24 protein-coding genes and 2 pseudogenes are annotated in these 22,980 nt (G+C 66.7%); 7 read left to right on the forward strand and 19 right to left on the reverse strand.

The window, feature by feature from the left end; all coding sequences use genetic code 11:
• Positions 1-44 precede the first annotated feature (44 nt).
• The 5 genes and pseudogenes from mftG to mftA all read right to left on the reverse strand — a co-directional run.
• Positions 45-1,508 carry a mycofactocin system GMC family oxidoreductase MftG gene (mftG, locus tag AB0M22_RS10105; protein ID WP_364723265.1) on the reverse strand — a complete coding sequence of 488 codons (1,464 nt, stop codon included), beginning with the start codon at positions 1,506-1,508 and terminating at the stop codon, positions 45-47.
• A 33-nt stretch (positions 1,509-1,541) separates the two neighbouring features.
• Positions 1,542-2,942, reverse strand: a complete 1,401-nt coding sequence (gene mftF / locus AB0M22_RS10110) for a mycofactocin biosynthesis glycosyltransferase MftF (RefSeq protein ID WP_364723268.1) — start codon at positions 2,940-2,942, stop codon at positions 1,542-1,544.
• Positions 2,943-3,171: 229 nt separating this feature from the next.
• The gene (mftC, locus tag AB0M22_RS10115) at positions 3,172-4,479 is read right to left on the reverse strand and encodes a mycofactocin radical SAM maturase (protein WP_364724062.1); all 1,308 of its coding nucleotides are present in this window, start codon (positions 4,477-4,479) and stop codon (positions 3,172-3,174) included.
• Between the two features lie 3 nt (positions 4,480-4,482).
• Positions 4,483-4,725: pseudogene (gene mftB, locus AB0M22_RS10120) on the reverse strand (mycofactocin biosynthesis chaperone MftB); the annotation flags it as partial.
• Between the two features lie 17 nt (positions 4,726-4,742).
• Positions 4,743-4,808 (reverse strand): annotated as a pseudogene (gene mftA / locus AB0M22_RS10125) (mycofactocin precursor MftA); the annotation flags it as partial.
• 348 nt (positions 4,809-5,156) lie between these two features.
• Here mftA and mftR2 point away from each other — a divergent pair.
• The gene (mftR2, locus tag AB0M22_RS10130) at positions 5,157-5,780 is read left to right on the forward strand and encodes a mycofactocin system transcriptional regulator MftR2 (protein WP_150399698.1); all 624 of its coding nucleotides are present in this window, start codon (positions 5,157-5,159) and stop codon (positions 5,778-5,780) included.
• Positions 5,781-5,841: 61 nt separating this feature from the next.
• Entirely contained in the window at positions 5,842-6,897 is a 1,056-nt protein-coding gene (locus AB0M22_RS10135) for a ferredoxin--NADP reductase (protein ID WP_364723272.1), read from the forward strand.
• Between the two features lie 7 nt (positions 6,898-6,904).
• Here AB0M22_RS10135 and AB0M22_RS10140 read toward each other — a convergent pair whose 3' ends face one another.
• The 3 genes from AB0M22_RS10140 to AB0M22_RS10150 all read right to left on the reverse strand — a co-directional run bounded on the left by AB0M22_RS10140 (position 6,905) and on the right by AB0M22_RS10150 (position 9,770).
• Positions 6,905-7,630 (reverse strand): DNA alkylation repair protein, encoded by a 726-nt coding sequence (locus tag AB0M22_RS10140; RefSeq protein ID WP_364723274.1) that lies wholly within the window; start codon positions 7,628-7,630, stop codon positions 6,905-6,907.
• A 28-nt stretch (positions 7,631-7,658) separates the two neighbouring features.
• The gene (locus AB0M22_RS10145; protein ID WP_364723277.1) at positions 7,659-8,420 is read right to left on the reverse strand and encodes an aspartate/glutamate racemase family protein; all 762 of its coding nucleotides are present in this window, start codon (positions 8,418-8,420) and stop codon (positions 7,659-7,661) included.
• A 138-nt stretch (positions 8,421-8,558) separates the two neighbouring features.
• Positions 8,559-9,770 carry an FAD-dependent oxidoreductase gene (locus tag AB0M22_RS10150; RefSeq protein ID WP_364723280.1) on the reverse strand — a complete coding sequence of 404 codons (1,212 nt, stop codon included), beginning with the start codon at positions 9,768-9,770 and terminating at the stop codon, positions 8,559-8,561.
• A 154-nt stretch (positions 9,771-9,924) separates the two neighbouring features.
• On the opposite strand from AB0M22_RS10150, the gene AB0M22_RS10155 reads away from it, so the two are divergent.
• The 3 genes from AB0M22_RS10155 to AB0M22_RS10165 all read left to right on the forward strand — a co-directional run bounded on the left by AB0M22_RS10155 (position 9,925) and on the right by AB0M22_RS10165 (position 12,097).
• A complete protein-coding gene (locus AB0M22_RS10155) occupies positions 9,925-10,284 on the forward strand; it encodes an SPW repeat protein (protein ID WP_364723282.1) in 360 nt (119 codons plus the stop codon).
• Positions 10,284-10,949, forward strand: a complete 666-nt coding sequence (locus tag AB0M22_RS10160) for a TetR/AcrR family transcriptional regulator (RefSeq protein WP_364723286.1) — start codon at positions 10,284-10,286, stop codon at positions 10,947-10,949. Before AB0M22_RS10155 ends, AB0M22_RS10160 begins: the two co-directional genes overlap by 1 nt.
• A 191-nt stretch (positions 10,950-11,140) precedes the next feature.
• On the forward strand, positions 11,141-12,097 hold the full coding sequence (locus AB0M22_RS10165) for a type IV toxin-antitoxin system AbiEi family antitoxin domain-containing protein (RefSeq protein ID WP_364723289.1): 957 nt from the start codon (positions 11,141-11,143) through the stop codon (positions 12,095-12,097).
• An 80-nt stretch (positions 12,098-12,177) separates the two neighbouring features.
• Here AB0M22_RS10165 and AB0M22_RS10170 read toward each other — a convergent pair whose 3' ends face one another.
• Positions 12,178-13,008 (reverse strand): alpha/beta hydrolase, encoded by an 831-nt coding sequence (locus AB0M22_RS10170; protein WP_364723291.1) that lies wholly within the window; start codon positions 13,006-13,008, stop codon positions 12,178-12,180.
• Positions 13,009-13,156: 148 nt separating this feature from the next.
• Between AB0M22_RS10170 and AB0M22_RS10175 the strand changes: the two genes are divergently transcribed.
• A complete protein-coding gene (locus AB0M22_RS10175) occupies positions 13,157-13,828 on the forward strand; it encodes a hypothetical protein (protein ID WP_364723294.1) in 672 nt (223 codons plus the stop codon).
• 54 nt (positions 13,829-13,882) lie between these two features.
• Positions 13,883-14,482 (forward strand): DUF4232 domain-containing protein, encoded by a 600-nt coding sequence (locus tag AB0M22_RS10180; RefSeq protein WP_364723296.1) that lies wholly within the window; start codon positions 13,883-13,885, stop codon positions 14,480-14,482.
• A gap of 74 nt (positions 14,483-14,556) precedes the next feature.
• Here AB0M22_RS10180 and AB0M22_RS10185 read toward each other — a convergent pair whose 3' ends face one another.
• The 10 genes from AB0M22_RS10185 to hppD all read right to left on the reverse strand — a co-directional run bounded on the left by AB0M22_RS10185 (position 14,557) and on the right by hppD (position 22,804).
• On the reverse strand, positions 14,557-14,910 hold the full coding sequence (locus tag AB0M22_RS10185; protein WP_364723298.1) for a hypothetical protein: 354 nt from the start codon (positions 14,908-14,910) through the stop codon (positions 14,557-14,559).
• Positions 14,907-15,389: a hypothetical protein gene (locus AB0M22_RS10190; RefSeq protein ID WP_364723301.1), complete on the reverse strand. Its 483-nt coding sequence runs from the start codon at positions 15,387-15,389 to the stop codon at positions 14,907-14,909. The genes AB0M22_RS10185 and AB0M22_RS10190 overlap by 4 nt, the downstream gene beginning before the upstream one ends.
• 122 nt (positions 15,390-15,511) lie before the next feature.
• Positions 15,512-16,702: an elongation factor Tu gene (gene tuf, locus AB0M22_RS10195; protein WP_107659457.1), complete on the reverse strand. Its 1,191-nt coding sequence runs from the start codon at positions 16,700-16,702 to the stop codon at positions 15,512-15,514.
• 116 nt (positions 16,703-16,818) lie between these two features.
• Complete coding sequence (gene fusA / locus AB0M22_RS10200) at positions 16,819-18,921, reverse strand: elongation factor G (RefSeq protein WP_364723304.1); 2,103 nt, start codon at positions 18,919-18,921, stop codon at positions 16,819-16,821.
• 136 nt (positions 18,922-19,057) lie between these two features.
• Positions 19,058-19,528: a 30S ribosomal protein S7 gene (gene rpsG, locus AB0M22_RS10205; protein ID WP_150399709.1), complete on the reverse strand. Its 471-nt coding sequence runs from the start codon at positions 19,526-19,528 to the stop codon at positions 19,058-19,060.
• A gap of 1 nt (position 19,529) precedes the next feature.
• Positions 19,530-19,904, reverse strand: coding sequence for a 30S ribosomal protein S12 (gene rpsL, locus AB0M22_RS10210; RefSeq protein ID WP_019049359.1), 375 nt, complete (start codon positions 19,902-19,904; stop codon positions 19,530-19,532).
• A 269-nt stretch (positions 19,905-20,173) separates the two neighbouring features.
• On the reverse strand, positions 20,174-20,719 hold the full coding sequence (locus tag AB0M22_RS10215) for a DUF3558 domain-containing protein (protein WP_364723307.1): 546 nt from the start codon (positions 20,717-20,719) through the stop codon (positions 20,174-20,176).
• 14 nt (positions 20,720-20,733) lie between these two features.
• On the reverse strand, positions 20,734-21,264 hold the full coding sequence (locus AB0M22_RS10220; RefSeq protein WP_364723309.1) for a DUF3558 domain-containing protein: 531 nt from the start codon (positions 21,262-21,264) through the stop codon (positions 20,734-20,736).
• Positions 21,265-21,328: 64 nt separating this feature from the next.
• Positions 21,329-21,535 (reverse strand): hypothetical protein, encoded by a 207-nt coding sequence (locus AB0M22_RS10225; protein ID WP_364723311.1) that lies wholly within the window; start codon positions 21,533-21,535, stop codon positions 21,329-21,331.
• Between the two features lie 69 nt (positions 21,536-21,604).
• Positions 21,605-22,804 carry a 4-hydroxyphenylpyruvate dioxygenase gene (gene hppD / locus AB0M22_RS10230; RefSeq protein ID WP_364724065.1) on the reverse strand — a complete coding sequence of 400 codons (1,200 nt, stop codon included), beginning with the start codon at positions 22,802-22,804 and terminating at the stop codon, positions 21,605-21,607.
• Positions 22,805-22,980 lie beyond the last annotated feature (176 nt).

The raw sequence follows: 22,980 nt of genomic DNA on the forward strand, positions 1-22,980 counted from the left end.
CCGTGTTTGTACCCCTTACAAATGTGACCTACTCGTCTTCCACATCACCGCCCGGGGTAGTCCGCGACGTTTTCCGCGATCATCACCGTGCTCGCCTGCGGGCCGCGGCTCAGCGGCACCGGGACGACGGAGAGATCGACCACCGACAAACCGGTCACTCCGTGCACTCGGCACAACTCGTCCACCACCGCCCGATCGTCGCCGGCGGGTCCCATCCGGCAGGTTCCGGACAGATGTTGCGAGGTAGCCAGATTCGCGTGCAGCCAGGCATCGGCGGCTTCCGGCGGCTGCGGCATGGGGTCGGTGACCGGTTGCGCGGACATCCGGTGCAGCACCTCCGTCGCCGTCGCGACCGCGGCGCGCAGCCTGGTCCGATCGTGCTCGGCCGCGAGATACCGATGCTCGATCACCGGCGGCAATGCGGGGTCTGCCGAGCGCAGCCGCAGCACGCCTGCGGACTGTGGGCGCATCAGGGCGACGCCGAGGCGATGCACGCCGGCGCTGAAAGCGACCGTGTACGGCCGGATTTCGATGTCGTCCAGCTCAAGCACGTATTCCAGTGGGACGGTTGCCCGTTCGTCGGTGCCGAGCCGGTATTCGAGGCCGATCTCGGGATGGTCGGTGAACCAGTCGCCGACCGGAGCATCCTGCACGACCGGGATATCCAGGGCCCGAAGGTGTTCGGCGTCGCCGACGCCGGAACGCAGGAGCAGCGCGGCGGATTCGATCGCGCCCGCGCTCAGCACGATGCGATCGGCCCAGAGGGTCTCGGTCCGATTCTCGTGCACCAAGTCGACACCGACAGCGTGCACGCCGCGAAAACGGATGCGTATCACCGATGTTGCGCCTTGAACGGCGAGGTTCGGCCTGGACAACGCGGGCAAGAGATATCCGGATGCCGCGCTGACCCGTTGACCGTCCTCGATATTGCACGGCACCGCGCCGATGCCGTCGACCGCGCCTCGTGCTTCGTTCAGATCAGGTATCGCCGGAAATCCCAGTGCCGCACAGGCCGTCGCGAACTGCTGACTCGACGCGACGGGATTCGCGCTGCGGCGCACCGGAATCGGGCCGGACTGCCCGTGCCACGGGCGATCGCCGAAGTCGAGGTCGCGCTCCGAACGGCAGTACGCGAGCAGTGCCGAATCGAACGACCACAGCTTCGACGGCCCGAGCTCGCCGCTCCACGCCTCGAAGTCAGCGGCGGTGGCCCGCACGAAGTAGCTGCCGTTGACCGCGCCAGAGCCACCGATCACCTTGCCGCGCACGATGTTTGCGGTGACCGGGACACCGTCGTCGGCGAGCGTGACCGGATAGCGCCACAGCCATGGCGCGTCCGCACCGACCGGCAGTCGGGCGGCGTCGAGCAGCTCCGCCGGGAAGCCGGCCTGCGCGCGCCACATCGGCCCGGCCTCCAGCAGCCGGACGGTGTGATCCGGATTCTCACTCAGCCGGGCCGCGAGCACGCAGCCCGCGGTACCGCCTCCGACGATGAGCGTGTCGGTCATCCGAACCCTGTCCGATCAGTGTGACCGCGCCGATCAGTGTGACGGCGCAGTAGGTTTCAGCGATTCCGGGCTGCGCGCGCGGAACGCGCCCACCCAGAGGCCGGTGCCGTAGGCAATGTCGTCGAGCCGCTTGTACGCCACGTAGCGCACCGGATCGAGGCCACCGGCATCGCGATGGGTGAACCAGTCGGCGAGGCCGTCCGCGACGGCCATGGTGATCGCGATGCGCCGAATGCGCCGCGAGGCAAGCATTGCCACCAGCGTCACCGGCCAGTAGTGCCTGCACATCGCCGAGGCCAGCCGCCACAGCCCGGCGAAGAAACCGCGGGACAGGTAGATCGCGGCGATCCGCGTCGGGTTGTCCAGCTCGGCGAAGACCCGGCGTAGTCGCACCAGCGCGGTGACCAAGGTGATCACCCCGCCGATCAGTCCCCACTTCGACAGCGTGGCGAACAGGAACGCGGCCAGCATCGTCCAGGAGGGCAGCGACAGCGGCGAAACCATCCCGGGATGGCGTTCGCCGAGCGGCGCTGCGCCCGTGCCGTAGAACATCTTTCGGCCGAACCAGGCGCGGAAGGAGACCCGGTGGTCGTGCGCGACGTGCGCGGCCGGCTCGTAGCGCAGCCGCCAGCCGGCCTGCTCGAGCCGCCAGCACAGATCCACGTCCTCGGCGACCAACATGGATTCGTCGAAGCCGTCCTGCGCCAGCAGCGCGCGGCGGCGCACCAGCAGCGCGGCGCTCGGCACATAGGAGACCAGACCGTGCGACTGCACGGCGGCCTCGCGCCGGCCCAGATCCAACGAGGAGCGGGTGTGCTCGTAGCGGGCGAGGGCATTGGACTCCGGATCCAGCGCGACGATCCTGGGGGCGACCAGCGCCACCTCCGGGTCGCTGAAGTGTCCGAGCATCACCTCGAGCCAGCCGCTGCGCGGCACCACGTCGGAATCGAGGAACGCGACGAAGTCGGTTGTCGCGGCCTTCAATCCGGCGTTGCGCGCGGCGGCGGGGCCCTGCTTCTCGTCGTGGCGCAGCACGGTCACCCGGCAGCGGGTGCCCCGGTCGCGCGGGATCTGCACCGGCTGGTCCGAGCCGTCGTCCACGACGATGACGTTGTGCCCGCGCAGGGCCGCCAGCAACCTGGCCAGCCCGTCGGGGTTGTTGTGCAGCGGCACAATGACGGTGACGTCCTCGGGGGACGGGAGCAGCCGGGGACGCGGGTTGGCAACTCCGGAGTCGAGCAGCCGTCTGGCAACGGTCGCGGACTTCGGGCCGGTCACCTCGAGGTACCCGTCGCCGATCATCTCGGCGGCCTCCGGGGCAAGTCGCAGCAACCGAGCGGGCGAGCCGCCGATCAGCACCCGCCCTCCGGAGTATGCGCGTACCCGTGGATCAATCCGCACCCCGAATCCGTCGGGCAGGCGATCATGGCGCATTCCTGGCATGCTAGGCGGAGATTCGCGCACAAGCATCATCCGTCCGGTTTAAAGGACAGAATTCCGCACGAATCCGGCACGCCGAGCCCCGCGACAGTCGTTGCGGCGGACGATGAAGCGCCGACTTCCACTCGATTCCAGCATCCGGCAACGCGGCGGCAATCGGCCGGTCGTGACCGGAAGACCGCCGCCGCGCGGACGGCAGCATACGACTGGCTACTGCCGTGCATCAGGCCAGTGGACTCTCGTCACAGGCCCGCGCCGGCGGACGTTCAGGCGGAAATACGCTCGGGCGCGTCACGGACAGGGTCAGCGGAACCGGCGCGGGTTTGCGCGCTCCGGCGCGCGGTGTCACCCGCCGGGAGTGATCGACCGACGAGCGCGGGATCAGCCGCGCGGTGTCGGCCAGCGCGGCCTCGCCGTAGCCCTGGACGCATTCCGGGTCCGGCCCGTCGGCGGGCAGGCCGGTGAAGAACTTGGCCGCCATGCAGCCGCCGCGGCACGAGTCGTAGTGACTGCACGACGCGCACGCGCCGCCGCCGCTCGGCTCGCGGAGTTCGGCGAACAGCGCCGACTCGTGCCAGACCGTGCGAAAACCACCGTCGGACACCACGTTTCCGGCATGGAACCGGTCGTGGATGGCGAACGGGCAGGCGTATACGTCGCCGAGCGGATCGACCAGGCAGACCACCCGGCCCGCACCGCACATGTTCAAACCGGGCAGCGCCTCGCCGAACGCGGACAGGTGGAAGAACGAGTCGCCGGTGAGCACGCCCTCGCCGTTGCGCACCAGCCAGTCGTAGAGCACTCGCTGTTGCTCCTGGGTCGGGTGCAGCTCGTCCCAGACGTCCGCGCCGCGACCGGACGGCCGCAGCCGGGTCAATCGCAGGGTGGCGCCGTACTTTTCGGCGATCGCCCGGAACTCGTCGAGCTGACCGATATTGTGCCTGGTCGCCACGACAGACAGCTTCGCGTCGCGGAAGCCAGCCGCCGCAAGGTTTTCCAGCGCGCGGATGGCCATGTCGTAGGAGCCGGGTCCGCGCACCGCGTCGTTCACCGCGGCATCGGCGCCGTCCAGCGAAATCTGTACGTCGACATAGTCACTCGCGGCCAGCCGGGTGGCGACCTCCGGAGTGATCCGAACCCCGTTGGTGGAGAACTTCACTCCGACGTGGTGTTCGGTCGCGTAGTCGACCAGCTCCCAGAAGTCCGGGCGCACAGTCGGTTCGCCGCCGCCGATGTTCACGTAGAAGATCTGCATCCGCTCGAACTCGTCGATCAGCGCCTTGCACTGCTCGGTGCTCAGCTCCCGCGGATCGCGGCGGCCGGACGAGGACAGGCAGTGCACGCACGACAGGTTGCAGGCGTAGGTGAGTTCCCAGGTGAGGCAAATCGGTGCGGCCAGACCGGTTTCGAACCGATCGACCAGTCGCACCGCCGTGTCGGACGACGGGACCACCCCCGCCGCCGACGGCGCCGCGGCCGAACGCACGGCGGCGGGCGCCTGCGGGGCATCCGCGGGCGCCCCGACGATCATGTCCGAATCGACCAGCTGGGTCAGGGCTTTCACGTATTGCGCGGAATTGGCGTCGGTGACGCCCGCCGCTCGCATGGCCGTGCGGGCCGAGGCGTGCTCCGGCAGCGACCGCACGATCTCGACGATCCGCGGGCTCTTCAGGAAGGAGAGCTTGCGGGTGCCGAAGTGGTAGAGCAGCGCACCGAACGGTTCCGGCCGCAGGGCCACCCGCGGATGCAGCTGCCATCGGGTATCGAGATCGAGCATGGTCTTCACCGCTTTCGTCAGTACACGCCGCACATGCCGTCGATGGACACCTCTTCGATGAGGGTCTCCTCGATCAGCGGTGCCGCGTCCTCGTGTGCCTCGACCGTGCCGACCGTTCCCGAGTGGTCGGTGTCGGTGTGTCCGTTGGATCCGTATTCCGGCATCTCTACCTCCGAGCGAGCGATCCGTGCCTGCGGCCGCCGACTGGTGGCCGCGATCACACGATAACGTCATTCGCTGACAAAATGGAACAGGTTCTACCAATCGGGACTACATCTGGACAGATATCGCTGGTCCGTGGTTCCGCCCAGTCGCACGCACACCGAACCCGCGGCAGCCGCGCCCTCTAGACTTCGGATGGAAAGCAGCTGAACAGGACGTGACGGGCGACACGCGCCCGCGGTGGTAGAGGTGGCATGGGAGTCGGACGAATGCAGGCGAGCGGAGGCGGCAATACCCTGTCGGAATCCGAGATCGTCGAGGCCGCGCTGCGGGTGGTCCGCGAAGACGGCGTGGAGAAGTTGTCGATGCGGCGACTCTCCCGCGAGCTCGGTGTCTCGCCGATGGCGCCGTACTACTACGTCGCGGACAAGCGCGAACTGCTGGACCTGGTCGCCACCGCCGCACTGACCGGAGTACGCACGCCACCAGCGGAATCCGGCCCGTGGCAGCGCCGGCTGCGCGATCTGATCGACCAGATCGACGACAAGCTGCGCAAGCACCCCGGCCTCGGCGATGTGCTGATCGAGCAGATGCTCGGCAAACAACTCGACCTGATCGCGGCGATCATGGAGATCCTGTTCGAGGCGGGCTTCACCGATCGCAATGTGCTCGCGGCGTATGCGACGATCCACACCTACCTGTTCGGCCGCAGCCGGGTGAATCCGCGCGATCGCGCGCCGCTGTCGGACGTCGCGCTGCCCGAGGCGGTCGAGCGCGCCACCAAGTACATGGCCGACCTGCGCGGTAAGTACGCCTACGACTTCGGCATGGAGGTGCTGATCTCCGGTCTCGAGGCTCAGCTTGTCCGGCAGCCGGAGTCCGACGTACGATAAAACTGCAACACGTTCTAGTTTTGCCGCCGCGCAGCGCCGGTACCAGGTTCGAGAGGACGACATGACCACAGTCGAGGTTCCGCATGGCTCGCGTTCGGTCGTGCTGCGGGTAGCCGCGGTCATTACCGAGACGGCCGATACCTGCTCACTGGTCTTCGACGTCCCGGACGAGATGACCGAGCGTTTCCGCTACCAGCCCGGCCAGTTTCTCACGCTGCGCATCCCCAGCGACCGGACCGGCTCGGTGGCGCGCTGCTATTCGCTGGCCAGCTCGCCCTACACCGACGACCGGCCGAAGGTCACCGTCAAGCGAACAGTCGAAGGCTACGGCTCGAACTGGTTGTGCGACAACCTGAAAGCCGGCGACTCGCTCGAAGTCCTGCCGCCCTCAGGCGTTTTCACCCCCAAGGATCTCGACGCGGACCTGCTGCTGTTCGGCGCGGGCAGCGGGATCACGCCGGTGATGTCGATCCTGAAGTCGGCGCTCGCGCGCGGCAACGGCCGAATTGTGCTGGTGTACGCCAATCGGGACCACGAGTCGGTGATCTTCGCCGCCGAACTGCGCGAGCTGGCAGACAAGCATCCGCAGCGATTGACCGTTATCCACTGGCTCGAATACCTCCAGGGCCTGCCGACCGCCGACGCGCTCGCCACCCTGGTCGCGCCGTACCAGGCGTACGAGGCGTTCATGTGCGGGCCGAAGCCGTTCATGGACCGGGTGCACGACGCGCTCGCCCAGCTCGGGGTGCCGCGCTCGCGCACGCACGCCGAGGTGTTCAATTCCCTTGCCGGAGACCCGTTCGCGGATCAGGCGCCGGTCGAGGTGTCCGACGAGGAAGCCGCCGGTGCGGCGACGGTCGAGGTGGAACTCGACGGCGAGGTGCACGAGCTGAAGTGGCCGCGCAAGCAGACGCTGGTGGACATCATGCTGGCCAAGGGTCTCGACGTGCCGTATTCCTGCCAGGAAGGCGAATGCGGGTCGTGCGCGTGCACGGTGCTCGAGGGCAAGGTCGAAATGGACAACGCCGAGATCCTCGACCCGGAGGACATCGAGAACGGCTATATCCTCGGCTGCCAGGCACATCCGGTGACGGATCACCTGAAGATCCAGTTCTGAGCCGGGGCTACCGCGCGCGATAGTCGGCGCGGAGTTGCGCGTCGAGGTGCTCGGTGGCGTAACTCAGGGCGGTGCGGCCCAGGTTCGCCGCGTGCTTGTCCAGGAAGCCGATCAGCAGCTGCCGATCGATGCGTTTGCCGACTTCGCGCAGCATCCAGCCGAGCGCCTTCTGGATGAGGTCGCGGCGGTCGTCGAGCAGGCGCTCGGACAGCGCGAAAGTGGTTGTGGCGTCGCCGGATTTGATGAACGCGAAGGTGGAGAGCAGGGCAACTCGGCGCTCCCACAACGAATCCGCGTCGGCCAGCTCGAAGAGCAGGTCGCGGGGTTTGTCCAACAGCCATGGGCCGACGATGTTTTCGGCGGACACGTCGACCAGGTCCCAGTTGTTCACCCGGCCGCGACGCACGGCGGCCAGATAGCGATCCACCATTTCCGCGCGGGCCGCGTCGTCGAAGGTGCTCGGCTTGGACGCCTTGGCGAACTTGGCGTTGAGGATGACCAGCCCGGCGAACCGGTCTTCGTGCACGGCGCTGGCCAGCAGCACGTCGATCTCGTCGAGTGACAGTGCCACAAAGCGTTTCGCGATGCCGCGACTGGCCGGCACGCGCACGCCGATGAACACATCGCCCGCGCCGTACTCCCCCGGACCGGTCTTGAAGAACCGCTGGAGATGGATCGCGTCCGCGGGGTTCGCCGCCGCGCGCAATGCGGCCTGCACGTCCGCTGCGGTCATCGAACGAACTCCCTTCGGCGCGGTGGCGTCACCCCTGGGCGCCCAGGATTCGGCCGGATTCGAAACTGGCGGCGCTGGCGGGCAATTCGCCGGGGCGCCCGCTGTTGCGCACGATCACCTCGCCGTTGCCCGGCGTCGGTCGGCCGAGCGCGTCCATCCGCCGAATGGTTTGCGCGGCAACGGCTTGCGCGCTGTCGAAGAGGCGGACGCCGTCGGGCAGCGCCGCGACGATCGAGTCGATCACCAGGGGGTAGTGGGTACAGCCGAGCACGACGCCCTCGACGTCGTCCGGGGTCTGCTCGACGGCGCGCGCGATGGATTCGCGGGCCGCGACCAGATCGCCCCGGTCGATCGAGTCCGCGAGGCCGTGGCAGGCCACGCCGACCACGTCCGCGTCGCCGCCGAACTTGGCGATCAGATCCGCCTGGTACCGGCTGGCGGTGGTCGCCGCGGTCGCCCACACCGCCACCGAGCGGCAGACGGCGGCCGCTGGTTTGATCGCGGGCACGGTGCCGATGACCGGCACATCGGGGCCGACCTCCACGCGCACGTGCTCCAAGGCGGTGACGCTCGCGGTGTTGCACGGGATCACGATCACCTCCGCGCCCAACTCGATCGAGGTGCGGGCGGTTTCGACCACGCGGTCGATCGTCCACTGATCCGGCTTGGGTCCCCACGGTGCGCCGTCGGGGTCCAATTGCAGCAGCAGATCCACGTCCGGCCGCAGCTTGCGCAGCCAAGCGGATGTGGGCAGCAGCCCGAGACCCGAATCGATGAGCGCGACGATCACAGGGTCAACCGTATTACAGTGCTCCGACGCGAATTGCGCGGCAGCGGTTCGACCGGCCGACGCGCGGTGCCGCGGCACCGGACGACCAGGCCCGGTTCGGGTCTCGAACAGCCGAGAAGTGCGGCCTGGCGGCGGAACTCAGCTGGGCGTGAGCAGTTCGGCGACCGGGACGCCCGCGGCGATCTTGGCTCTGGTCTTCATCACCTGGGCAGTCAGGCCCGCGCCGACGACGCCGGTGAGTTTGCCGTCCTGGGCGTAGTAGGCGAGGAACTTGTGGCCGTCCTCGACGACCAGGTGCACGTCGTCGGTGGCGCTCGGCGTGCCGAGGGCCTGGATCTTCACGTCGTACTGGTCGCTCCAGAAGTACGGGACCCTGGCCGCGGTCGGCGGGGCGGCGCCGAGCAGGGCGCAGGCCACCAGGCGGGCCTGTTCGCCGGCGTTGGTCCAGTGCTCGACCCGCTTGCGGTGGCCGGTCTCGTGCAGCCAGGCGGCGACGTCGCCGACCGCCCAGACCCGTTCGGCCGAGGTGCGACCCACCTCGTCGGCCACTACCCCACCGCCCTGTGCCGGGTCGGCGAGGGCGATGCCGGAATCGGCGAGCCATTCGGTCACCGGGCGCGAGCCGATGCCGATCACCACCAGGTCGGCGGCGACCTCGGTGCCGTCGGACAGCAGCGCGCCGCGCACCCGGTCGCCGTCGGCGAGCAGGGTGTCCAGGCCGGTGCCGCAGCGCAGATCGACGCCTTCGTCGCGGTGCAGCTCGGCCACCAGCGCGCCGACTTGTTCGCCGAGGACCGAGGCGAGGGGGGTCGGCTGGGGCTCGACCAGCACCACCTCGACGCCGCGGGCGCGGAAGCTGGCCGCGAGCTCGCAGCCGATGAAACCGGCGCCGACCACGAGGGCCGTTGTGGCCTCGGCCAATTCGGCGCGCAGCGCGGTGGCGTCGGTGTGGCCGCGCAGCACGTGCACGCCCTTCAGGTCGGGCAGGCCGGGCAGCCGGCGCGGGCGCAGACCCGTCGCGAGGATCAGCTGGTCGTAGCCGAGGGTCGAGCCGTCGGCGAGGCGAACCTGGCGCGCGTCGGTGTCGACGCCGGTCGCCGCGGCGTCCAGGCGCAGGTCGATCTGCTTCTCGGCGAAGAACTCGGCGGGCCGCAAGGTGGTGTCGTCGGTTTCGCCGCGGACGAATTGTTTGGACAGCGGCGGCCGGTCGTACGGCAACCGGCCTTCGTCGCCGAGCAGAATCAGTTCGCCCGCGTAGCCGGCGCGGCGCAGTTCCTCGGCGGTGCGCAGACCGGCGAGTCCGGCGCCGACGATCACGATCGGCGCGGAATCTGTTGCTGAAGGTGCCACGCAGCTCACCCTAACGTCTGCTTGGTTCAGTACTCGAGTGAACCCGATCACTCGGCAATAGCGGTGCAATCGTAGCCGTTCCGATATTGATCGGGCGGTCAATCAGGTCTATACCGAAGACAGGACATATTCCTGAGCCCATAGGAGGCACACCATGTTCACCGAAAGTCGCGCACAGGATTTCCTGGCCGTAGTGCTCGGAGTCTTCGCCGCGCTGTCACCCCTGTGGTTGGAGACCACCGACAAGGCGATGTGGTCACTGGTCGTGCTCGGCGTGCTCATCGCGCTCACCGGCCTGGCGCAGATGTACCGGCCCGCCCTCGGGGCGAACGCCGACTACGCGATGGGTCTGTTCGGCGTGTTGCTGTTCATTTCCCCCTGGGCGATGGACTTCACCGATTACCGCGGCGCATCCTGGACCGCATGGGTAGTCGGGGTAGTGACGGCGGTGGTCGCGGTAGCGGCGCTGCCGACGGTGTCGGGACGTCTGCACGGCGCGGCGACACACCACTGATGCAGATGCCGAAACCCGGTCGCCGGGCAGCCGCCAAGCGACCGGGTAAGGAACCGAGGGCCGGGCGTCGGCGCAGCGCGAAGGTGGACGGCGACGCCCGGCAACTCATCCTGGACGCCGCGGAAAGACTGTTCGCGGCACAGGGATTCGACGCCACCGCGACGGCCGCCATCGCCGGCGCGGCCGAGGTGCCGAAAGGTCTTGTCTTCTATTACTTCCCGACCAAGGATTCGATCCTGTCGGCATTGATGGACGAACGAGTGCCCACGCATCCGATCGACGACATCGATACCGTGGTCGCTCCCGGTGATCCCGCGGCCAGTCTGGTGGCCCTCGATGCGGCGCTGAATCTGCGCGATCATCATTCCTCGGTATTGCGGGTGATCATGTGGCGCGAAGCCGACACCCACCCCGACGTACGACGCCAATTGCGGCAGCTGCGTGATCAATTGCTGGATGTCACAGCGCGGGTATTGCAGGCGAGTGCGACGGTGCCGGTACGCCCGGGCACACTGCGTGCCTGCGCGGCCGCGTGGGTATCGGCCATGTTCGCCATCGCAAGTACCGATCGCCTGCACGCCTTGGACGGTGTGCCCATTCCAACTGCCGAGGACCTGCTCAATGTCGCCCAAGTGGTTGCCGCAGGAATGACCCAGCTCGGCTGAGACTCCGCACACCGCTTTGGTTCTTCGCAGGCCACTTTGGTTCTTCACAAACCGATTTGGTGGCCGAGACATATGTGGAGAACGACCGCAGTCTGCGAAGCCGCGGCCAGAGTTATCCACAGGTCGCGTGTTGTCCACAATTGGCGGAGTGGGGGTGGTGTTGGGGATGGGGGGCGGACACTATCGGGGGCATGGATGGACCGCAGCTTATTTCGCGTCGTGAAGCGTTGGCGTGTGGGATGTCGGATACGGATCTGCGCCGGTTGTGCCATAGCGGCGTGTGGCTGCGGGTGCGGGCGGGGCAGTATTTGCGATCGCCGCAATCCGAGCTGACTCCGGCGGGGCGTCATCTGATGCTGGCCCTTGCCACCGGCGAGGCAATGTCCGATGCGGCAGTGGCGAGCCATTGTTCTGCGGTGGTGATTCATGGCGCGCCGACATGGGCGCTGCCGCTGGACCGCGTGCATATGACGCGCGATCGGATCAACGGCGGGCGCAAAGGCAAGCAGCTCGTCGTCCACTCGGCGCAGATAGAACCTGATGAAATCACCATGGTCAACGGAATTCGGGTCACTACCCCGGCTAGAACAGTCATCGATATCGCGCGTTCGGAAGGCTTTGAGCTATCAGTGGTTATCGCTGATGCGTTCCTTCGTCAAGGGCTGACCACCGCTGACGAATTGCGGGCGCACCTGCTGAGGGCGCGGTATCGGCCGGGCTGTCGGAAAGCCGCGCAGGTTGTCGGCTTCGCCGATGGCCGCAGTGAAAGTGTCGGCGAGTCCCGTAGCCGGATAGTCATTCGTCGTGGCGGGTTACCCGCAGCCGAACTGCAAGCCCGCGTCTTCACCGATGACGGAATCTGCGTTGGGCGAGTCGATTTCCTGTTCGCGGAGCTCGGGGTAGTCGGCGAATTCGATGGGAAGGTGAAGTATCAGAGTGAACTGCGAGGTGCGCGCGAGTCCGAGCAGGTGGTGGTTGCGGAGAAGATCCGCGAGGACAAACTGCGCGCGCTGGGCTGGATGGTGGTCCGCTGGACCTGGAACGACCTGGACCATCCAGACGAGTTGATCCGGCGTATTCGCGCTGCCGCCGCGGCAGCGGCATGTGCCCGACGCATCGGCTGCTGGACGCCGACACCGGCCATCTGAGCTTCGCACAACCGGTTCGTCTTTAACACAGCTGGCAACAGCCTGATAGACGTGTGAAGAACCAGGTAGGCATGCGAAGTTCAGGTGAGCGGGTTTGCGGCGGTGAGGAATTCGGTGACGTCGGGGGCGAAGCGCGGGTGTTTGGGGACGCCCATGTGGCTGGTGCCGGGGTAGATGCGGAGGTGGGAGTTGGGGATGCCGTCGGCGGTGTAGTGGAAGTTGTCGGTGCTGTAGGCGGCGTCGCGCTCGCCACCGATGATCAGGGTGGGTGCGGTGATCTCGCCGAGGCGGCCGGACAGGTCGAACTCGTCTTCGGCGCGGACGAAGGCGAGGGTGTCGGCGGGGTTCTTCGGGCGGGCGAGCGGATCGATCAGCCACATCGCGGTGCCGGCCACGCGGGCCAGCAGTGGCGAGGAGACGGTGGTCGACGCCATGTGGTGCAACGCGCGGCGACCGGCGAATGCCGCTTCGCCGTAGCGGATCTGGCTCTCCTTGGCCAGCGGATCCAAACGGTAGCCGGACGAGGCGATCACCACGCGGCGGACCGCGTCCGGATGATCGGCGGCGAGTTGCAACGCCACCGAGCCACCCGAGGAGACGCCGAGCACGTCCACCGGTTCGCCGAACTCGGCCAGCAGCGCGTCCGCGTGCTCGGTGGCGATATCGGCCATCGTGGTGCCCTCGGCCATCCCCGGCGCGCGGTTGACCGCGTAGACCCGGAAGTGCCGGGCCAACGGCGCCAGCATCTTGATCTCCGATTCGCGCATCCAGCCGCGCGGATTCGCGTGATCCGGGGTGAACCAGCGCAGGAACACCAGCGGGCGTCCGGTGCCCATCGCCAGGTAGGGCATCCCGTGGCGCAGCGCGCCCGCGGTGACGTCGAGTTCGGTGGCGAGGGTGGACTTACGCATCTGTTCTCCGCATCGTCTGGTCGCGTTCTCGTTTTCGACGCTAACGGAGCGGTTCGCTCCGGCGCGATAACCTCGGCGGTCATCGAATCACCCCGCGGGGCCAACCACCGCCGGATTGCGTTGCGACACAACGACTAGTGTGGTGATCATGCGAATCGCGGCACTCGCTGCCCTAATCCTGGCGCTGAGCGCCTGCTCCCAATCCACCTCGGGTCGCCCCCAGCCCAGCGCGGACCAACCGCGGGCGACGGCGACCCCGACGACCGCCCCGGCCACCACCTCGCAGAGCCCGGAGAGTCAGCTGAAGGACCGGATCGCCTGGGCGCAGTCCGGCACCGCGGTCGACGTGAACCGCTACCACTCCGCGAGCACCGGCACCGGATCCGCCGCCGACCTGAAGGGCGACATCGCCTTCGTCAGCCCGTCCGGCAAGATCAGCTGCATCACCGGAACCGAATACCACATCGATGGATTCAGCTGCACGGTCAAACTGAAGAATCCGATCCCGAAGCCCGGCGAGGGCTTCGGCAACTGGGACGGCGGGTTCGTCAACTACTCCGGACAGAATCTGATGGTCGGCCAATTCCGTGGCGACCCAGGCCTTTTCATCCACGGCGACGGGCAGACCCTGCCGTACGACAGCAAGCTTACCTTCGGCGACTACGTCTGCCGCATCGCGACCAGCGGCCTCACCTGCGTCAACCCGGCCAGCCGCACCGGCGTGCAGATGAGCGACGACGGCATCGTGCCGTTCGGCTGCCTCCGGGAACTCTCGGACGCGAAGCGCGAGCCATCCGTCGGCCGCGCGTTCAGCTGCTGATCGACACTGCGCCGAACCCGGCGCAAACCCGGCGCGCGGGTCTAGTGTTGCGACATGCGCGGCACTGCATTGGTCCTCCTCGCTGCGGCCCTACCCCTGACCGCATGCGGCACCTCCACGCGGGACTCATCGACCGTGGCCACCACCCCGCCCGCGGCGGCGTCGCTGTCCCAGCGAACGTCGACGCTCGCCACCACCCCGCCCACCCCGGCGGCCACCCCCGATGGCGTACCCGCCTGCGCCCCAGCCGATCTCACGATTTCCCTGGGCCAGAGCAACGGAGCAGCAGGCTCCATCCACGTCCCTATTGTCTTCACCAACACCGGCCCGGCCCCCTGCGCCCTGTCCGGCTACCCCGGCGTCTCCCTCGCCGCAGGCACCCCGCCCACCCCATTGGGCCCACCCGCCGAACCGGACACCGCCTCCGCCGTCCCCCAACCGGTCACCCTCGCCCCCACCCAAGCAGCCCACGCCGCCCTCCGCTACTCCCAGGCCGGCAACTACGACTGCGAACGCACCCCCGCCCAATTTCTCCTGATCAACGCCCCCACCCAACCGACCCCCGTCCCCCAACCCTTCACCGCGGACGCCTGCACAAAACCCGCCTACCTCCTCCTGCACGTCGACTACATCAAGCCCGGCAAGGAGATCTAGCCGACGGCTCAGTGAGCGACCTCATCTATGAACAACGCGGCAACCCAACGAGCCCGGGTCAGAGAGTTGCCTGATCAGTCGGTAGCTTTCGGATGTCCCGTGCCTGCGTAGACGATCCACACTGTGTGCTGATCATCATCGATGAGGTACCAGATTCGGCCGCTGCCGGTGACCTCGTATTGCCAGCGCTCCAGCACTATTCCCTTCCAGGTAGCCGAGCTGAGGGAGCCCTTGAGCCGATGTTGCCGGTCGGGATTCGTCCGAGCTCTCGGATCGGCCCTGATCGCCTCGAACGCGCGGCGCAGATTGGTCGGCGCCTGAGCTGCCAATTGCTCCCATCCGACACAGGATTCGCTGGTGGCCAAGCGGATTTCGAATTCGCCGACAACCGCGGGCGGCGCGGCACGGTCGCCCCGCTTCGGGCTCACCGGTCGTGCTCGGTCGGATCGGGCATCGGGGCAGGTCCGAAATCACCCTCCGGTTCATTCGTGACCAGTTCCAGCAACACCGGGTCGGCGTAGACCTCCGCGGTATGCCGCCATTGGGTGAGCAAGCCGGCCAGCGGGGCCAGATTCTCCAACGCGGCCGCACCTTGCGCCACTGCGACGAGCTCGGTCAAGAACTTGTCGACGTCCGCCGCGGGGAGGAACGTGACCCAAGGAATCGCATCGGGCAGCACTTCCCGGACGGCTTCCGAACCGACCCGGCGGACCAGCCCAGCAAGCAAGCGCGCGGTGAAATCGACCACCACGCCTTCGGCATCCAGCTGCTCGATCCGCATCAATGCGAGATCGCCCGCATCCCGGCGACGCAGGCGGATGGCACGTACTTGATCGAGGAGCCCGGCGGTGACAGCAGGCCGATGTAGCAGGTCGCTGAACGGAACTACGTCATAGGCTGCACTCATGACATCCACACTACCTTGGATGTCCGACAGAGTCTCCAGCTTTCGCCGTGGCCAGGCCCCGGAAATGCCGAACGGCGCCGCTCCTTTCGGAGCGACGCCGTTCAGTTCAGTGATTCAGGAAATCACTTGATGATCTTCGTGACGCGACCGGCGCCGACGGTGCGGCCACCTTCACGGATCGCGAAACGCAGGCCCTCTTCCATGGCGATCGGCTGGATCAGCACGACCGACATTTCGGTGTTGTCGCCCGGCATGACCATCTCGGTGCCCTCGGGGAGGGTCACAACGCCCGTCACGTCAGTCGTACGGAAGTAGAACTGGGGACGGTAGTTGTTGAAGAACGGCGTGTGCCGGCCGCCCTCGTCCTTGGACAGGATGTAGGCCTGGCCCTCGAACTCGGTGTGCGGGGTGGTGGTGCCCGGCTTCACGATGACCTGGCCACGCTCGACATCTTCGCGCTTGATGCCACGAACCAGCAGACCGACGTTGTCGCCGGCCTGGCCCTGGTCGAGCAGCTTGCGGAACATTTCGATACCGGTGACCGTGGTCTTGGTCGAGGTCGGCTTGATGCCGACGATCTCGACTTCCTCATTCACGTTGACGATGCCGCGCTCGACGCGACCGGTGACGACGGTGCCACGACCGGTGATCGTGAACACGTCCTCGACCGGCATCAGGAACGGCTTCTCGGTGTCGCGGACCGGGTCCGGGATCGACTCGTCGACAGCGTTCATCAGCTCAACGATGGACTCGGTCCACTTCGGGTCGCCCTCGAGCGCCTTCAGACCGGAAACACGCACGACCGGCGCGTCCTCGTCGAACTCCTGGGCGGCCAGCAGTTCGCGGACCTCCATCTCGACGAGCTCGAGGATTTCCTCGTCGTCGACCATGTCCGACTTGTTCAGCGCGACCAGGATGTAGGGCACGCCGACCTGACGGGCGAGCAGCACGTGCTCGCGGGTCTGCGGCATCGGGCCGTCGGTTGCGGCGACCACCAGGATGGCACCGTCCATCTGCGCCGCACCGGTGATCATGTTCTTGATGTAGTCAGCGTGACCCGGAGCGTCGACGTGCGCGTAGTGGCGCTTTTCCGTCTGGTACTCGACGTGGGAGATGTTGATCGTGATACCACGAGCCTTCTCCTCCGGCGCCTTGTCGATCTGATCGAACGCGAACGCCGCGTTCAGATCCGGGTACTTGTCAGCCAGCACCTTGGTGATCGCTGCAGTCAGCGTGGTCTTGCCGTGGTCGACGTGACCGATGGTGCCGATGTTGACGTGCGGCTTCGTCCGCTCGAACTTCGCCTTCGCCACTGTGGTGTCCTCCTGGACTTGTTGGTGCGTGCAGTTGCAGCAGTGCGGTTATTACTGGGGTCGTGCTGACTCCCGGCTGATGTGGGGCAAGTCTTACACCTGCCCCAGCATCGGTATTACTCGCCGGTCGCCTTGGCGATGATCTCCTTCGACACGTTGGCCGGAACCTCCGCGTACGAGTTGAACACCATGGAGTAGTTCGCCCGGCCCTGGGTCTTCGACCGCAGGTCACCGATGTAGCCGAACATCTCCGAGAGCGGAACCAGCGCCTTGACGACACGGGCACCACTGCGTTCCTCCATGGCCTGAATCTGGCCACGGCGGGAGTTCAGGTCGCCGATCACGTCGCCCATGTAGTCCTCGGGCGTGATGACCTCGACCGCCATGAGCGGCTCGAGGATCACCGGACCGGCCTTACGAGCCGCTTCCTTCAGTGCCTGGGAACCGGCGATCTTGAACGCCATTTCCGACGAGTCGACGTCGTGGTAGGCGCCGTCGAGCAGGATCAGCTTCAGGTTCACCAGCGGGTAGCCCGCGAGCACACCGTACTGCATGGCATCCTGCGCACCGGCGTCCACCGAAGGGATGTACTCGCGCGGAACGCGACCACCCGAGACCTTGTTCTCGAACTCGTAGGTCGCGCCGTCCTCGCCGACGAACGGCTCGAGGGCGATGATGACCTTCGCGAACTGGCCGGAGCCACCCGTCTGCTTCTTGTGGGTGAACTCGAGCTTCTCGACCTTCTTGGTGATCGTCTCGCGGTAGGCCACCTGCGGCTTGCCGACGTTCGCCTCGACCTTGAACTCGCGCCGCATACGGTCGACGAGGATGTCGAGGTGAAGCTCGCCCATGCCGCCGATGACGGTCTGGCCGGTCTCCTGGTCGAGCTTGACCGAGAACGTCGGGTCTTCGCGGGCCAGCTTCTGGATCGCGGTGCCGAGCTTCTCTTGGTCGGACTTGGTCTTCGGCTCGATCGAGACCTCGATGACCGGGTCCGGGAAGGTCATGGACTCGAGCACGACCTGGTTCTGCGCGTCGCTGAGGGTGTCACCGGTGGTGGTGTCCTTCAGCCCGATCACGGCGTAGATGTGACCGGCAGACGCGGTCGCGACCGGCATCTCCTTGTTGGAGTGCATCTGGAACAGCTTGCCCAGACGCTCCTTCTTGCCCTTGGTCGAGTTGACGACCTGGGCGCCGGAGGCAACCTGACCCGAGTACACGCGCACGTAGGTGAGCTCACCGAAGAACGGGTGCACCGCGATCTTGAACGCCAGGGCCGCGAACGGCTCGTCGACGCTCGGCTTGCGGGTCAGCAGCTCGTCTTCCTTGCCGGGAACGTGGCCGGTGGTGGCCTCCACGTCCAGCGGCGAGGGCAGGTAGTCGATGACCGCGTCGAGCATGGGCTGAACGCCCTTGTTCTTGAACGCGGAACCACAGAGCACCGGGTAGAGCTCGGAGTTGACCGTCATCTTGCGGATGGCGCCCTTGATCTCCTCGATCGAGAGCTCCTCGCCGCCGAAGAACTTCTCCAGCAGCGCCTCGTCCGACTCGGCGACGGTCTCCAGCAGTTCCTGGCGGTACTGATCCGCGCGGTCCTTGAGGTCGGCCGGGATCTCGACGACCTCGTACTCTTCGCCGAGCTTGGTCTCGCCCTTCCAGACCTTCGCGTTCATCTCGACCAGGTCGACGATGCCCTCGAAGTCGTTCTCCGCGCCGATCGGCAGCTGGATGACCAGCGGCTTGGCTCCGAGACGATCCTTGATGGTCTGCACGGTGAAGTAGAAGTCCGCGCCGAGCTTGTCCATCTTGTTGACGAAGCAGATTCGCGGCACGTCGTACTTGTCGGCCTGACGCCACACCTGCTCGGACTGCGGCTCGACGCCTTCCTTGCCGTCGAACACCGCAACGGCGCCGTCGAGCACGCGCAGCGACCGCTCCACCTCAACGGTGAAGTCGACGTGCCCGGGGGTGTCGATGATGTTGATCTGGTTGTCTTTCCAGAAGCACGTGGTAGCCGCGGAGGTGATGGTGATACCACGCTCCTGCTCCTGCTCCATCCAGTCCATGGTGGCTGCGCCATCGTGGACTTCACCGATCTTGTAGGTGATGCCGGTGTAGAAGAGGATGCGTTCAGTTGTGGTCGTCTTGCCCGCATCAATGTGGGCCATGATGCCGATGTTGCGGACCTTGTTCAGGTCGGTGAGCACGTCCTGTGCCACGGAAATCTTCCCCGCTCGTAGCTAGATGGGATTTTCGGGGACGACCCTGTGGTCGTCTCTGTTCAACGCCGGCTGCGGCAGGTTGGTGCCGCGGCCGGCTGTGCCTCCCGACCCGAAACAACGGGCCGGGCAGACGTCACCAGCGGTAGTGCGCGAAGGCCCGGTTCGACTCGGCCATCTTGTGGGTGTCCTCACGACGCTTCACCGAGGCGCCGAGACCATTGCTGGCATCGAGCAGCTCGTTGGCGAGACGCTCGACCATGGTCTTCTCGCGGCGAGCGCGGGAGTAGTTGACCAGCCAGCGCAGGGCCAGCGTGTTGGAACGGCCCGGCCGAACCTCGACGGGCACCTGGTAGGTGGCGCCACCGACGCGGCGGGGCTTCACCTCGAGGGCAGGCTTGACGTTGTCCAGCGCGCGCTTCAGGGTGACGACCGGATCGGTGCCGGTCTTGTCGCGCGCCTGCTCCAGCGCGCCGTAGACGATGCGCTCGGCGGTGGACTTCTTGCCGTCCAGCAGGATCTTGTTGACCAGCTGAGTGACCAGCGGGGACCCGTAGACCGGGTCGTTGATCAGCGGACGCTTGGGTGCGGGGCCCTTGCGTGGCATATCAGCTCTTCTCCTTCTTGGCGCCGTAACGGCTGCGGGCCTGCTTGCGGTTCTTCACACCCTGGGTGTCGAGCGAGCCACGGATGATCTTGTAGCGAACACCCGGAAGGTCCTTCACACGGCCGCCGCGGACGAGCACCATCGAGTGCTCCTGCAGGTTGTGGCCCTCGCCGGGGATGTACGCCGTGACCTCGACCGCGCTGGTCAGGCGAACGCGCGCGACCTTACGCAGCGCGGAGTTCGGCTTCTTCGGGGTCGTGGTGTACACGCGAGTGCACACGCCACGACGCTGCGGGCTGCCCTTGAGCGCCGCGGTCTTCGTCTTGGAGACCTTGTCGCGGCGACCCTTGCGGACCAGCTGGTTGATGGTTGGCATAGACCGGCTTTCCTTATTAGTTACGCGGTGTCTGGAACTTCATGTCTTTGTCATCGAGCTTTCACTCGCACGTCCGGCCACGTTTTACGTGCCCCGAGGTCGGGCGTGTCGCGCGTGGTGTAGGGCCCGAATTGCGGGCACGCTGGAGGTGTCAGCCGCTTTCGCTGGCCTACGGTCACGCACGAACTTGCCCGTATGCTTCCGGGCACAGCGATCCACGATACTCGTGGTCGCGACACAGGGTCAAAGCGGGGTCGCTACCGACCCCGCTACCTGGCCAGGTTCAGGGTCAACTCTACGAGTTTCTTCGCGCCCGCGCACGGATCCGGGTGTCCGGACCCCTGCCGATAGTTGATCCAGAACCCGATCACGCCTTGATCCGCCGCGCCCGCGCTGACGCCGCAGGAGTCCGGATCATTCGGCCGCCGCGTCTCCAACCCCCGCCGGCCCTGCACGGTGATGTTGTTCGTCGAGTAACCCAACTTGTCGTTGTTGGCCTTCTCGTTGTTCAGCGAGCCGATCTCGTACCAGTTCAGGGTGACCAGTGCGCCCTGCACGTCCCACATGCAGACCGCGCCGTAGAACGACGGCTCCGCCGCGGCGCCCTTGACCCCGACCGCGTCCGCGATCTGATCGGGCGTGACGATCTCGCACTCGCGCAGCAGCTTGTCGAAGTTGGTGTTGACGGTGTCCCCGGTCCCCGAGCCGGCGGGATGGGCGGAACCGCTCACCGTCTGACCGCAACCGGTGACGGTGGCCGCGATGGTCAACGCGGCGGCCGCCGCGACTATTCCACGAGCACGACGAAGCTGCATGGCCGTCCTCTCCCTCACTTCAGCCGCTGCACGGTCAGCTCCGCCAGCTTGTGCATCAGGTCGCACGGGTTGGCGGTGGGCGGGGCGAAGAGCCCGAAGGACATGGACCATTCGAAGAAGTCGTCGTCGAGTTGCACGGCGAGGTCGCAGATCCGGCTGTCCGGTTCGAGCGCCTGCCATCCGGCGCGACCGCCGACATCGATCGTCTGGGTGGCGCGTCCCTGCGTGGTCACCCAGGCCTTCTCGCGGGCGATCGGACTGCCTCGGTAGGAGGCGAAGGTGACGGTGGGAGAGCCCAATCCGGCGGTCTGCCAATTGCAACCGACCGAATTCTTCAGCACCTGGGAGGTCTGGCCGATACCGGTCAGCGTGCGCACCTCGTCGTCGGTGACATTCCCGCACTCGCCGACGAACGGTCCGAGCGCGGCCACCTTCGGCGGCGGGCGAAGCGGGGTGCTGGTGTTGTCCGAGTCGCTCCCGGAACCGCACCCGGTCAGCACCAACGACAGCACTGCCGCGCAGCCGACCAACGCCCCTATCCGCATGCCTGCACTCTACCCACGCGCACGGTGGGCCAGCCCGGACGACGCGGAGCGCACCGGTGCCCGCTCAGCCACTCTGGACCCGTAATTCATAACCACCGATCGCGTCGATGTACGTGCACTGGGCGGGGCCGGTTTTGTATTTCGACATGGCGGCCAGGCAGGCGTCGAGGGTGGGGTAATAGGTGGGTGGGGGGTCGGCGTGGGCCGTCGCGCTCAGCGGGAGGGCGAGCGCGACGGCCAGTGCGAAGGCGGCGGCAGATCTCTCGAGCACTGCGACAGTCCCCTAAGCATCCGGCGAATCCCCAGGAGCGTACTGCCGGATACTCAGGGCCACAACCGATCACAGGTTGCCGCGGGCCTCCTGTTCGCGCTCGATCGCCTCGAAGAGTGCCTTGAAGTTACCCTTGCCGAAGCCGAGCGAGCCGTGGCGCTCGATGAGCTCGAAGAAGACGGTGGGACGGTCGGTGATCGGCTTGGTGAAGATCTGCAGCAGATAGCCGTCCTCGTCGCGGTCGACCAGGATGCCGCGGCTCTGCAATTCCTCGACCGGCACGCGGACGTGACCGATCCGGGCGCGCAATTCCGGGTCCTCGTAATAGGAGTCGGGGGCGTCGAGGAATTCGATGCCCTCGCGGCGCAGCGCGTCGACACAGGCCAGGATGTCGCCGGTGGCGAGGGCGATGTGCTGCACGCCGGGACCGCGGTAGAACTCGAGGTACTCGTCGATCTGCGACTTCTTCTTGCTGACCGCGGGCTCGTTCAGCGGGAACTTCACCCGGTGGTTGCCGTTGGCGACGACCTTGCTCATCAGCGCGGAGTACTCGGTGGCGATGTCGTCACCGACGAACTCGGCCATGTTGGTGAAACCCATGACGCGGCGGTAGAACTCGACCCACTCGTCCATCTGGCCGAGCTCCACATTTCCGACCACGTGGTCGATCGCCTGGAACAGCCGGGGCGGCGCGCCCTCGCGCGGCTGGTAGCCGGCGCTGCGGGTGATGTAGCCGGGCAGGTACGGCCCGTTGTAGCGGGAACGGTCGACCAGGGTGTGCCGGGTCTCGCCGTAGGTGGCGATGGCGGCGGACCGGACGGTGCCGAACTCGTCTGTCTCGTCATGGGGTTCGACGACGACGGTCGCGCCGTGCGTGCGCGCCCATTCGATGCAGCGATCCACATCGGGCACCTCGAGCGCGATGTCGACGACGCCGTCGCCGTGCCGGTCGTGGTGCGCGACCAGCGGGCTGTCCGGGTCGACCGCGCCCTTGACCACGAACCGGGCACCGCCACTGCGCAACACGTACGCCTTGTGGTCGCGGTTGCCGGTCTCGGGACCGGAGTAGGCCTCGAGGCGCATGCCGAAGGCGGACTCCAGGAAATGCGCGGTCTGGGTCGCGTTGCCGACGACCCAGACGAGGGCGTCCCAACCGGTCACCGGGAAATTGTCGACGCTGGTGTCATGGTCCACGAGACCGACGAGCTTGCGCAGCTCAGTGTCGGTCGGGGCGGTACTTGGCGCCGTGCTGGACCGGGCATTCGGCATCTGCTCGATGGTCATGCACCAAGTAATCGTCAGGGTCGGCGGTTAGGCAACAGCGGCGATTTTGGATAGACACTCTGGCGAATTCGGCTAGGAAGTGCCCTTGAATGCTGGACAATTTGAATAGCATCAGCTGGCTGGTGCTATCCATGGCTGGAATCCCAGCCTGTGCTCGGAAC

It is taken from the genome of Nocardia sp. NPDC051756 (assembly GCF_040681495.1).
Taxonomy (GTDB): domain Bacteria; phylum Actinomycetota; class Actinomycetes; order Mycobacteriales; family Mycobacteriaceae; genus Nocardia.